The organism is Plantactinospora sp. WMMB782 (assembly GCF_049179135.1).
GTDB lineage: Bacteria > Actinomycetota > Actinomycetes > Mycobacteriales > Micromonosporaceae > Plantactinospora.
Genome location: NZ_JBMHMC010000007.1, coordinates 3,018,143 through 3,030,634 on the forward strand (window position 1 = coordinate 3,018,143; position 12,492 = coordinate 3,030,634).

Consider the following 12,492-nt stretch of genomic DNA (forward strand, 5'->3'; position numbering starts at 1 on the left):
GCCCCGGTGGACCGATCCCGGTACTGTTCCCGGGCGATGTACGACACCCAGCCGACTCCAGCCAAGTCCCGCCGGGCGCCCCGCGGCGCCGGCCGGACCGCCCTAGTCGTGACCGCGGTCCTCGCCGTGCTGCTCGGAACGGGTGTGGCCGCCGTGGCCGCCTTCGACCTGCTCGGCGGCGACGACACCGCCGGTCCGCAGGTCGGGCCGAGCGCCGCCGGCTCCGCCTCGACCGACCCGTCGCCGACCGGCGAGCCGACGCCCAAGGTCATCTCGATGTCCGCCACCGGTGACATCGTGATGGGCAACGCCCCGGGGCGACTGCCACCCAACGGTGGCAAGGGGTTCTTCAACTCGGTCAAGAAGGCGCTCGCCGCCGACCTGGTGATGGGCAACCTCGAGGAGCCGTTGACCGACGACACCGGCACCTCGAAGTGTGGCGCCAACTCGACCCGCTGCCACCAGTTCCGGGCACCGCCGTCGTACGCCGGGCATCTGAAGGAGGCGGGCTTCGAGCTGCTCAACCAGGCCAACAACCACGGGTACGACTACGGTAAGGCCGGCTACGAGAACACCCAGGAGGCCCTGGAGAAGTACGACCTCCAGCACACCGGCGCGCCCAACCAGATCACCGTGGTCGACGTCGAGGGCGTCAAGGTGGCGGTGGCCGGCTTCTCGTCGTACGCCTGGTCCAACAGTCTGGTCAACATCAGTTCGGCGAAGAAGGTGATCCAGAAGGCCGCCGGCATGGCGGACCTGGTCGTCGTGCAGGTGCACATGGGCGGCGAGGGCTCGGAGAAGACCCGGGTCCGGCCGGGTACCGAGATGTTCCTCGGCGAGAACCGGGGCGACCCGATCAAGTTCTCCCACTCGATGATCGACGCGGGTGCGGATCTGGTGGTCGGGCACGGGCCGCACGTGATGCGGGCGCTGGAGTTCTACAAGGGGCGGCTGATCGCGTACAGCCTCGGCAACTTCGCCGGCGGCGGTGGGACGCTGAGCAACAACGGCCGGCTCGGCTGGGGAGCCGTGTTGAAGGTCTCGCTGACCGCCGAGGGGGAGTGGGCGGGCGGGCAGCTCGTCTCGACGTACATGAACGGTTCGGGCCTGCCGACGATGGACCCGCAGCGGCGGGCCGCCGGCCTGGTCCGGGACCTCTGTAAGTCCGACTTCCCGAAGACCGGCGCCCGGGTGGCCACCGACGGCAAGATCACCCCACCGGCCGCCGCGAACTGATCCGGGCACCGGGAGCTGAGCCGGGCACCGCGACTGATCCGGGCACCGGGAGCTGGGCCGGCGACCGCGAGCTGAGCCGGCTGATGCCCCGGCCGCGAGTCGGGCCGGTTGATCCGGCGACCGCGAGCTGGCCGGGCTGATCCGGCGGCCGAGGAATGAGCGGGGCCGGCCGCCGCGAGCCCGGGCGGCTGAGCCCCGCCGGGTGGGCGGCGGGGCGGAAGGAGTTCCCATGCTTCGGCCGGGTCCGGCTCCCCGGCGTCGATGTCGTCGTCGCGACGTAGGCTGGCCGGCGTGAGTGCCAGAGACGAGTCGGCGCGGACCGGGGTCGAGGCCGCGCCCGGTGAGGCGACCCGGGCGATCCGGACAGCACGGTCGACCCGGCGTACCGTCGAATCCGATCTCGGCCGCAAGCGGCGGGCCCGGCGGATCGGCCGGGCGCTGACCGAGACCCACCCCGACGCCCACTGCGAGCTCAACCACCAGGGTCCGTTGCAGCTGGCCGTGGCGACCATCCTCTCGGCTCAGTGCACCGACCAGCGGGTCAACGAGGTGACTCCCAAGCTCTTCGCCCGCTATCCGACCGCGGCCGACTACGCCGGGGCGGACCGGGCCGAGTTGGAGGAGATGATCCGGCCGACCGGCTTCTTCCGGAACAAGACCAACTCGCTGATGAACCTCGGCAGCCAGCTGGTCGAGCGGTACGACGGCCAGGTGCCCCGCCGGATGGCCGACCTGGTGAGCCTGCCCGGGATCGGCCGCAAGACCGCGAACGTGATCCTCGGCAACGCGTTCGGGGTGCCCGGGATAACCGTCGACACCCACTTCGACCGGCTGGTGCACCGGTGGGAGCTGACCACCGAGACCGACCCGGTCAAAATCGAGTACGCCGTCGGCGACCTCTTCGAGCGGCGCGACTGGACGATGCTCTCGCACCGGGTGATCTTCCACGGCCGGCGGGTCTGCCACGCCCGCAAGCCGGCCTGCGGCGCCTGCACGCTGGCCCGGCTCTGTCCCTCCTACGGCCTCGGCCCGACCGACCCGGCCGCCGCCGCCAAGCTGCTGAAGGGTCCCCGGGCGCGGGACCTGGCGGTGCAGGCCGGAGTCGATCCCGACCTGGTGCCGGCGACCGCCGCCGTCGGCGACACCCCGTGAACCAGCATCGTCGTGGCGTCGACCGGTTGCGGCTCGGCGGGTCGATGCTGGCGCTGCTGCTGTTCGCCAGCGCCTGTACGGGACCGGATCCGGGCTCCGGGGCACCGCCGGCCGCCGACGACGGTACGACGACGACCGCCTTCGCCGACTGTGCCAACCTGACCACCCCGATCGCCGCACCCACCGCCCAGGCGGGCACGTCCGCCGCCGTCGCCCAGGCGGGCAGGTCCGCCGCCGTCGCCCAGGCGGGCACGCCGACCGGCTCGACCCGGGCGACCTCCGCGTCGACGCCCGCCGCGGAAGCCGGATCGGCCGGCGGGGTGGGCCGGGTGTTGCCGGCGCTGAGCCTGCCCTGCTTCGTCGGGACCGCCGAGGTAGCCGTCGGCGAGCTGCGCGGACCGGCTGTGCTCAACCTCTGGGCCTCCTGGTGCGCGCCCTGCCGCAAGGAGCTGCCCGCCTTCCAGCGGCTCGCCGAGCGGACCGGCGACCGGCTCCGGGTGGTCGGAGTGAACACCGGGGACGCGCGGCCCGCCGCCCGCTCGATCGGCGAGGACTTCGGGCTGAGGTTCCCCAGCCTCTACGACCGGGACAAGTCGCTGCTGACCGGGCTGGGCGGCCGGCCCGTACTGCCGGTCACGCTCTTCGTCGACGCCGAGGGGCGGATCCGGCACCGGGACGAGACGGGTGCGCTCGACGACACCGAGCTGGCCGCGCTGGTCCGGCGCCATCTGGGGGTGGCGGTGCCGTCGTGACCGAGCGGGAAATTCCCCGGTGGTGCGAGCCGCTGCTCACCCGGGTCCGGTCGGCCCGCGCCGAGGACTTCACCCGGGTACGCACCCCGGCCAACGGTGGACGGGCCAGTGCCGTGCTCGTGCTCCTCGGCGAACAGCCGGAGCACGGGCTGGACGTGCTGATCCTGCAACGGGCCGCGACCCTGCGTACCCACGCCGGGCAGCCGGCCTTTCCCGGCGGGGCGTGCGACCCGGACGACGAGGACGCGGCGGCGACCGCCCTGCGGGAGGCGTACGAGGAGGTCGGGCTCGACCCGACCAGCGTGACCGTACTGGCCCAACTGCCCCGGCTCTGGATCCCGGTCAGCGATTTCGTGGTCACCCCGGTACTCGCCTGGTGGCACCGGCCGCATCCGGTGCACCCGAGGGAGCCGGCCGAGGTGGCACACGTGGCCCGGGTGCCGGTCGCCGAGCTCGTCGACCCGGCCAACCGGGTCCGGGTACGCCATCCGAGCGGCTGGATCGGTCCGGCCTTCCAGTCCCGGGGGATGCTGGTCTGGGGCTTCACCGCCGGAGTGCTCGCCACCCTGTTGGAGATGGCGGGTTGGGCCCGGCCCTGGGCACAGGACCGGATCCTCGACCTGCCGCCGACCAGCCCGCCCCCGAGCCCCGCCCCCGGCACCGAGCTGCCGGCCGGGGTCGACGGGCTGCCGGCCGGGGCCGACGGGCTGCCGGCCGGGGTCGACGGGCTGGCCGGACCGGCACCGGCCGGCTGAACGCCGCCGGCGGGGTCGACCGGCGGGCGAAGCCCCGGCCGGCTGAACGCCGCCCCGGCACCGCGGTGCGCCCGATTCGGCGGTAAGCGCCGGTGGCCCGGACCGTTCTCAGGCTTCCCCCGTACCCTTGACGGGTGTCGGTGGTGGATGTCGTCCTGATCCTGCTCATGTTGCTGTTCGCGATCAGCGGCTACCGGCAGGGATTCGTCATCGGTCTGCTCTCCTTCACCGGCTTCTTCGGCGGTGCCCTGATCGGCCTCCAGGTCGGGCCGCTGCTCGCCGAGCAGTTCAGCAGCAACACCACCCGGGTCGTGGTTGCGCTGGCCTCGATCTTCGGCCTGGCACTGCTCGGGCAGGCCCTCGCCGGCTGGCTCGGTTCCCGCCTGCGGCACGCCATCACCAGCCAGGCCGGCCGGGCGGCCGACGACGTCGGTGGGGCGCTGATCTCGCTCTTCGCCGTACTCCTGGTGGCCTGGCTGGTGGCCGTCCCGCTGGCCTCCTCCTCGCTGCCCTGGCTGGCCAGCGCCGTCCGCAACAGCGCCCTGCTGACGGTGGTGGACCGGGTGTTGCCGCCGGAGGCGCAGGCGCTGTCCCGGGCGCTGCGGGACACCGTCGACACCAACGGGTTCCCGGACGTCTTCGGCGGGCTGACCCCGACCCGGTCCCGCGAGGTGGCCTCGCCCGACCCGGCACTGGCCGGGTCGCAGGTGGTGGTGAACGGGCGGCGCTCGGTCGTCAAGGTGCTCGGCAACGCACCCAGCTGTTCGCGCCGGATCGAGGGTTCCGGTTTCGTCTACGCCGACAACCGGGTGATGACGAACGCGCACGTGGTGGCCGGCACCCGTACCGTCCAGGTCGAGGTGGCCGGCGACCGGCACAGCGCCCGGGTGGTCGTCTACGACCCGGACCGCGACCTGGCGGTGCTCTACGTGCCGGAGCTGTCCGCGCCGGTGATGCGGTTCGCCAGCGGCGAGGCGGCGATCGAGGACGACGCCATCGTGCTCGGATTCCCGCTGGACGGGCCGTACAACGCCCAGCCGGCCCGGATCCGCGACGTCGGGGAGATCGCCGGCCCGGACATCTACGAGTCGGGTCGGGTCAACCGGGAGATCTACACGATCCGGGGGCTGGTCCGCAGCGGCAACTCCGGCGGCCCGCTGGTGGCTCCGGACGGCCAGGTGCTCGGAGTCATCTTCGCGGCGGCGGCCGACGACCCGAACACCGGTTTCGCGGTGACGGCCGACGAGGCCCGCTCCACCGCCAGCAGCGGTCTGGAACGTACCCGGGTCACCAGCACCGGCGCCTGCACCTGACCGGCCGCTCGGGCGTTCGCTGGTCGGCCGTCCAACGTTCGGCCGTGCGCCGCTCGGGCGCTGGCTGTTCGGCCGTGCGCCGCTCGGGCGCCGGGGCGGTCAGGGACGGTCGCGACGGAGCCGGCGCCGGAGCACGAGGACGGACCCGGCGACGAACACGAGGAAGAGGAGGCCGCCGCCGCTCCACACCTCCGGCGGCGGATGGCTGATCTGGTCACCGGCGGCCTGGGCGGTCCAGTCGGCCGAGCGGCCGGACGCCGCCGTACCGATGGTCTCCGGCCCGGTGCTGGCCGGCGGGGGCGCCGCCTCCCGGCCGGGCGCGGAGCCGAAGCCGGCGACCCCGGGAGGTGCCTCGCCGTCGTCAAGCGGATTGCTCCGCACGCTGGAGACCTCGCCGTTCAGCGCGGCGACCGGGTCGACGACGCCGAACCCGAACCGGTCGTCCCGGCCGGACGGCCCGACGTCCCGGGCTGTGTTGATCAGTCGGTTGACCACGTCACCGGCGGACATCTTCGGCCAGTGCGACCGGACCAGGGCGGCCGCCGCGGCCACCAGCGGGGCGGCGAAGCTGGTGCCCTGGACCCGCCAGACACCGCCCGGCCGGGCGCCGGTGAGGCCGGTGGCCGGGGCGGAGAGCACGGTCTCCGGGCCGGTTATCGAGCCGGACCAGAGCGCGTCGCTCTCCCGTTCCAGGCCCGCCACGGCGACCACGCCCGGCTCGCGGGCCGGATACCAGACCCGCTTGCCGGCGGACGACCCGAGGTTGCCGGTGCAGGCGACGACGACCACGTCCCGGGCGAAGGCGTAGTCGAGGGCGGCGGCGAGCGCGGGGCTCTCCCCGGTGCCGCCCAGCGACAGGTTCACCACCTGGGCGCCGTTGTCGACCGCCCAGCGGACGCCTCTGGCCACGATCAGCGCGTCGTCGTAGCGGTTCTCCTCGTCGAGCACCCGGACCGGCAGGATCTTGGCCCTGGGGGCGAGTCCGGCGACGCCCCGGGTGTCGTCGTTGCGCCCGGCGATCAGCGCGGCGACGGTGGTGCCGTGCCCCACCGGGTCGGTCTGGCCGTTGCCGCTCCCGTCGACCAGGTCGATGCCGGGCAGCACCTGGCCGGCCAGGTCGGGATGGCTGGCGTCGACCCCGGAGTCGACCACCGCCACCGTGATGCCCTTGCCGGTGGAGACCTTCCAGATCGCCCTGGCGTTGAACTCGTCCAACTGCCACTGCTCGTCCCGGACCGGGTCGGCCAACACGGGCAGCCTGACCGGCGGCGCCGGCACGGCGGCGGTCGCCGGTGCCGGGGGCGGACCTGAGAGCGATCCGGCGATCCCGGCCGTGGCGAGCAGCGCAGCTCCGGCGACCCGGGCGAGCGCACGTTCGGTTGGAAGCGGCAGCCTGGTCACAGCATGGTCATTTCACCCCGGGGGACACACGATGCACGGAGGTTACCCCGTTTCACCCCCGTCGCGCGGCGAAACTTTGCAACCGATCTGAGATCCACTGTCCACCGCCCCGAGACCGTGGCCCGAAGGTGGAGGTGTAAGGAAGGGCCCACTTCTTATCGTTTTCTGTATAAGAAGGGGCCCTTCCTTACACCTCGGGCCCGCGGGTCCGCTGCCGGCTCAGGTCGACGGGAGGTAGGCGAGCTGCACCAGCCGGACGCCTTCCTTCCGGGTCACCAGCCGGCCCCGGCCGGGCGGCATCGGACCGGGACGCACCGAACCGATCAGGGCGCCCTCGTCCTTGCTGCCGGACATCACCAGGCCGGGGGAGGAGAGTTCCCGCAGGCGCTGGATGATCGGCTCGTAGAGCGACCGGGAGGCGCCGCCGGAGCGTCGGGTCAGCACCACGTGCAGGCCGACGTCCCGGGCCTGGGGCAGGTATTCGACCAGCGGCAGCAGCGGGTTGTTCGGGCCGGTGGCGACCAGGTCGTAGTCGTCGACGAGTACGAACAGCTCCGGCCCGGTCCACCAGGAGCGCTCCCGCAACTGCTGCGGGGTGACGTCCGGCCCCGGCAACCGGCGCTGCATGTAGCCGGCGACCGACTCGATCAGCTCGCTCGTCGCCTGTGCGGCGGTGCCGTAGCCGATCAGGTGGTCGGACTGGATCACGCCGAGCAGGCTGCGCCGGAAGTCGACCAGGATGATCCGGGCCTGCTCCGGGGTGTAGCGGTTGGTGATCGAGGTGGCCAGTGCCCGCAGGAAGGACGACTTGCCGCACTCGGCGTCGCCGAAGAGCAGGAAGTGCGGCTCGGAGGCGAAGTCGACCGACACCTGCTGGAGGTCGGCCTCGGAGATGCCGATCGGCAGCCGCAGCCCGGAGATGTTGGCGAGGTCCAGGTCGGCGTAGGGCAGCACCGGCGGGAGCAGCCGGACCCGGGGGGCCGGTGCGCCGCTCCAGTTGCCGGCGACCGCCTTCACCAGCGCCTGCGTCTGTCCGCCGCCGAGGCTGGACAGCTCCGGCAGCACGGTCAGGAAGTGCAGGCTCTCGGCGGTGATACCGCGCCCCGGGGTCTTCTCCGGCACGTTCGCCGCCGCCTTGCGGGAGACGATCGAGTCGGTGGGATCGCCGAGCCGCAACTCCAGCCGGGAGCCGAAGAGGTCCCGGATCGCCGGCCGGAAGTCCATCCAGCGCGGTGCCGCCGCGACCACGTGCACGCCGTACGAGAGGCCGCGGGTGGCGATGTCGGTGACCAGGGGTTCGAGGTCGTCGTACTCGCCGCGCAGGGTGGGCCAGCCGTCGACGACCAGGAACACGTCCCCGAACGGGTCCGCGCCGACGCCGACGCCGCCGGCCGAGGCACGCCGCTTCCGGTACGCCGGCATCGACTCCACGCCCAGCTCGGCGAAGCGTTGCTCGCGCTCGTTGAGCAGGGTGCTGATCTCGCCGACGGTACGCCGCACCGCCGCCGCGTCCGACCGCCCGGCAACCCCGCCGACGTGCGGCAGGTCGCGCAGCGAGGCGAGCGAACCGCCACCGAAGTCGAGGCAGTAGACCTGCACCTCGGGCGGGGTGTGGGTGAGCGCCAGCCCGCAGATCAGGGTACGCAGCAGGCTCGACTTGCCGGACTGCGGACCACCGGCCACCGCCACGTGCCCGGCGCCGCCCTCCAGGCTGAGCCAGAGCAGGTCACGACGCTGCTCGAACGGCTTGTCGATCATCGCCACCGGCACCTGGAGCGCGCCGTGCAGCTCGGGGTTGCCGAAGGTGAGCCCGCGGGCCGGGTCGGTGACCACCGGGCCGAGGATCTCGTCCAGCGCCGGTGCCTGGGACAGCGGTGGCAGCCACACCTGGTGGGCCGGCGGGCCCTGGCCGACCAGCCGGGTGACCATCACGTCGAGCAGGCTCTGCGCCGTCGGGTCCTCCGGGGCCGGCTTCGGGGCGGCCGGTACCACCGGTTTGGGCACCGGCACGTGGTGCGTCGAGTACGACAGCAGCCGGGGACCCGTGTACCCCTGCGCGCCCGGGCCGCCCACGGTCGCCTTCTGGTACGGGCCGGAGACGTACGCCGCCTTGAACCGGACCAGTGGCTCGGTGCCGAACTTCAGGTAGCCGTGTCCCGGCGCCCGGGGCAGCTCGTAGGCGTCCGGCACCCCCAGCACCGCCCGGGACTCCAGGGCGGAGAAGGTCCGCAGACCGATCCGGTAGGACAGGTGGCCGTCCAGCCCGCGCAGCCGTCCCTCCTCCAGGCGCTGCGAGGCGAGCAGCAGGTGCACCCCGAGCGACCGGCCCAGCCGGCCGATCTGCACGAAGAGGTCGATGAAGTCCGGCTTGGCGCTGAGCAGCTCGGAGAACTCGTCACAGATGATCAGCAGCGACGGCAGCGGCGCCAGCGCGGCACCGCCGGAGCGGGCCTTGTCGTAGTCCTTCAGGTTGGCGTAGTTGCCGGCCTTGCGGAGCAGCTCCTGCCGGCGGATCATCTCGCCGTTGATGGCGTCCACCATCCGGTCGACAAGCGGCAGCTCGTCGGCGAGGTTGGTGATCACGGCGGCGGTGTGCGGCAGCCGGTCCAGCGAGGCGAAGGTCGCGCCGCCCTTGAAGTCGACCAGGACGAAGTTGAGCGCCTCGGAGGAGTGCGTCGCCGCCAACCCCAGCACGAGGGTACGCAGCAGTTCCGACTTGCCGGAGCCGGTGGCCCCGATCAGCAGGCCGTGCGGTCCCATACCGTCCTGTGCGGACTCCTTGAGGTCGAGGTCGACCACGCCGCCGTCCGCGCCGACGCCGATCGGCACCCGCAGCTTGTCCCGGTTGGGCCGGGGCGCCCAGCCCTGCACGATGCTGAAGTTCTCCGGGTCGCCGACCCCGAGCAGCTCGCCCAGGGTCATCTCCTTGACCAGCGGGACGTCCGTGGAGCCCTTCTGGGCGGCGGCCAGCCGCAGCGGGGCGAGCCGGCGGGCGACCGCCTCGGCCTCCTCCACGCTGAGCCGGTCCGGGGTGCCGACCTCGGCCTCGCCCTCCATCGAGTAGGTGTTCAGCCGGCCGCCGTCGGTCTCCAGCACCAGCATGGCCCGGTCCAGCAGCCGGGGCGGCGGGCTGTCCAGGTCGATGATCGTCACCGCGTCGATGCCGCTGTCCCCGGCCAGGTAACTCGCGCCGTTCAGGTCGCCGCCGTCGAGCACGATCACCACGTGCGGGCCGTCGGTCGCCGGGCCGGAGAGGCTGAACCGGGAGCGGTTGCCGACCACGTCGTCGATCATCTTCTCCAGCTCGACGGCCGAGCTGGCGACCAGGCGTACCGGGCCGAGCGCGTCGACGGCGGTCGGGTGGTGGGCGTGCGGCAGCCACTTGGCCCACTCCCACCGGGCCCGGCGCTCCGGTCCGGCGCAGATCGCGATCAGCAGCTCCTCGGGGGCGTGGAAGACGGAGAGCTGGGTGAGCACCGCCCGGGCCAGCGCCTGCGGGTCGCCGCCGGCCGGTTCGCGGGACAGGTCGCGCTGGTTGGGTGCGCTGCGCACGAAGACCCGGGCGAAGCCGCGGATGGAGAGCGCCACCGGCAGGTCCGGCACCACCGAGTACGCGTCGAGGAACCGGCGCAGCGCACCGGCGGTCATCGGCTCCAGGTCCTCCAGCGGGCGGGTCACCGGCGGCACCAGCGGGGTGGCCAGGGTCTGCGGGCCGACCGCGACCCGGACCACGCCGAAGTCACCGTCGCTGGGGCGCCGCTCCCAGACCCGGTAACTGCCCACTGTGGACCAGAGCTGGGCCGGGTCGGGGTGCCGGTAGAAGAGGCCGGCCCGCTGCTTCGAGGCGGTCTCCCGGACCCGGCGCCGCAGGGTGGCCAGGTGTCGCAGGTATTCCCGGCGGGCCTGCATCATCTCGGACTTCTTCGGCGATCCGGAGGCGCTGCCCCAGGAGGAGGCCACCATGGCCAGCGAGGAGACGCCGAACATCGCGCCGATGACGTAGGAGTACGCCCCGCCGCCGCGGCCGAACATCATCGCCATCGCCACCGAACCGCCGAGCATCGGCAGCACCATCATCATCTGCTGCCACTTGCCGCCGGCCGCCTGCGGGATCTCCGGCGGCGCCTCGACGGCGAGTTCGCCGGTCGGGATGTCCGGCGCCGGCCGGCGCGGCGGGCGCTTGATGACGACGGTGCTCATCGGTCGCCTCCCGGCTGCCCCGGGCCGCCCCGGCCCTGGCTTCCCGTGTCCATTCCAGACCTCCCCTAAGGCCGCACCGACGCCGCGCAGTCGGTCTCGGTGGGCCATCCGACGCCCCCGCGTCGCAAATGTTCTCGCGCTCGGTCGGACGAGTGTGTCCCATCCTAGGTAAAGTGCGGTCGTCCGCGCAGCCATGGGTTGCCCCCTCGATGGAGGACTGTCGATGAGTACCGGGCTCGCCCGCGTCACGATCAGCGCGCCGCAACGACGGGTGGACGTCGCGCTGCCCGAACACCTGCCGCTGGCCGAACTCCTGCCCGAAGTCCTCCGGCACGCCGGCGAGGGGTTGGCCGACGACGGCGAGAAGCACGGCGGGTGGCTGCTGCGCCGCACCGACGGGGAGCCGCTGGCGGCCGGCAAGGCCCTGCTGCCACAGGGCGTGCGCGACGGCGACGTGCTGCACCTGGTGCCGGCCCGGGCGCAGTGGCCCGAGCTGGAGTACGACGACGTGGTCGAGGCGATCGCCGACGGGGCGCGCCGCCGGGGTAGCGCCTGGTCCGGGCGGAACACCCGGATCGGCACCCTGAGCGCGGCCGGCGGCCTGCTCGCGGTCTGCCTGCTCGCGGTGGTCGCCGGTGGCCCGGCCTGGGAACTGGGCAGCTTCGTCGCGATCGGCGCGGCCGTACTGCTGTCGCTCGGCGCGGTGGTGGCCTCCCGGGCGTACGGGGACGCCACCGCCGGTGCCGCCCTCGGCGGGTACGCGTTGCCGTTCGCCTTCTTCGGCGGTGCCCTGCTGGTCGCCTCCGGTGACCCGGTCGGGGTGGTCGGCCCGGTCGGCTGGCTCGGTGCCCCGGAGGCGCTGGCCGGCTCGGTCGCGCTGCTGCTGGTCGCGGTGCTCGGCATGGTCGGGGTCGCCGCCGGGCTGCGGGTCTTCGCCGCCGGTGTCTCGGTAGGGCTGCTCGGGGCGGTGACCGCGCTGATCGGCTTCGCGGTCTCGGCGCCCGGGTCGGCGGCGATCCTGATGGCCCTGCTGGTCTGCGCGATCGGGATGTTGCCGTTGCTGGCGATCCGGTTCGGCAAGCTGCCGATGCCGCCGATCACGCTGCCGACCGGCGCCGAGGCGGCCGAGGGCTTCACGGCGGCCAGTCCGGTGGCGAGCGGCGTGCGGGAGCGGCCGGACCGGGGGCGGGTCTTCGCGGCGGTCGCCCGGACCGAGGAGATGCTCACCGGGATGCTCGTCGGGCACGCCGTACTCGCCCTCGTGGCGGCGCTGGTGCTGGTGGTCTCGGGCAGTTTCTCCGGCCGGCTGATGGTGGCGGTGTCGGCGGCGGCGCTGCTGCTGCGCTCCCGGCTCTTCGTCACCGTCCGGCAGCGGGTGCCGCTGATGGCCGCCGGGATCGGCTGCGCGGTGGTGCTCGGGATCGCCCTGCTGTTCCGGATGCAGGAGACCGGCCTGCTGCTGCTCACCGCCGGTGGGCTGGTGCTCGCCCTGGTGGTGGTCGGGGCCGGCGCGACGTACTCGAAGCGGGAGCCCGGCCCCTACCTGGGCCGTACCGCCGACATCGTCGACACCCTGATGGTGATCGCGGTGGTGCCGGTGGCCTGCGCGGTGCTCGGCCTGTACGCACAGGCCCGCGGTCTGCTCGGCTGATCCGGCAGCCTGCTCTGCCTGCTCTGCCTGCC

General features: G+C 73.4%; 8 protein-coding genes. 6 read left to right on the forward strand and 2 right to left on the reverse strand.

Features of this window, described 5'->3' with window-relative positions:
- Positions 1–36 precede the first annotated feature (36 nt).
- The 5 genes from ACN28A_RS15855 to ACN28A_RS15875 all read left to right on the forward strand — a co-directional run bounded on the left by ACN28A_RS15855 (position 37) and on the right by ACN28A_RS15875 (position 5,208).
- On the forward strand, positions 37–1,236 hold the full coding sequence (locus ACN28A_RS15855) for a CapA family protein (protein ID WP_421404422.1): 1,200 nt from the start codon (positions 37–39) through the stop codon (positions 1,234–1,236).
- Between the two features lie 357 nt (positions 1,237–1,593).
- On the forward strand, positions 1,594–2,388 hold the full coding sequence (gene nth / locus ACN28A_RS15860) for an endonuclease III (RefSeq protein ID WP_421404424.1): 795 nt from the start codon (positions 1,594–1,596) through the stop codon (positions 2,386–2,388).
- Between the two features lie 44 nt (positions 2,389–2,432).
- Positions 2,433–3,140, forward strand: a complete 708-nt coding sequence (locus ACN28A_RS15865) for a redoxin domain-containing protein (protein ID WP_421404426.1) — start codon at positions 2,433–2,435, stop codon at positions 3,138–3,140.
- The gene (locus tag ACN28A_RS15870) at positions 3,137–3,895 is read left to right on the forward strand and encodes an NUDIX hydrolase (RefSeq protein WP_421396088.1); all 759 of its coding nucleotides are present in this window, start codon (positions 3,137–3,139) and stop codon (positions 3,893–3,895) included. Before ACN28A_RS15865 ends, ACN28A_RS15870 begins: the two co-directional genes overlap by 4 nt.
- A gap of 134 nt (positions 3,896–4,029) precedes the next feature.
- Positions 4,030–5,208, forward strand: a complete 1,179-nt coding sequence (locus ACN28A_RS15875) for a MarP family serine protease (RefSeq protein ID WP_421396089.1) — start codon at positions 4,030–4,032, stop codon at positions 5,206–5,208.
- 99 nt (positions 5,209–5,307) lie between these two features.
- Here the strand turns inward: ACN28A_RS15875 and mycP are convergent, their stop codons facing one another.
- Both mycP and eccCa read right to left on the reverse strand, forming a co-directional pair.
- Complete coding sequence (mycP, locus tag ACN28A_RS15880; RefSeq protein ID WP_421404428.1) at positions 5,308–6,600, reverse strand: type VII secretion-associated serine protease mycosin; 1,293 nt, start codon at positions 6,598–6,600, stop codon at positions 5,308–5,310.
- A gap of 228 nt (positions 6,601–6,828) precedes the next feature.
- On the reverse strand, positions 6,829–10,809 hold the full coding sequence (eccCa, locus tag ACN28A_RS15885) for a type VII secretion protein EccCa (RefSeq protein WP_421396090.1): 3,981 nt from the start codon (positions 10,807–10,809) through the stop codon (positions 6,829–6,831).
- A 223-nt stretch (positions 10,810–11,032) separates the two neighbouring features.
- On the opposite strand from eccCa, the gene eccD reads away from it, so the two are divergent.
- Entirely contained in the window at positions 11,033–12,460 is a 1,428-nt protein-coding gene (eccD, locus tag ACN28A_RS15890; protein WP_421396091.1) for a type VII secretion integral membrane protein EccD, read from the forward strand.
- Positions 12,461–12,492: the final 32 nt, after the last annotated feature.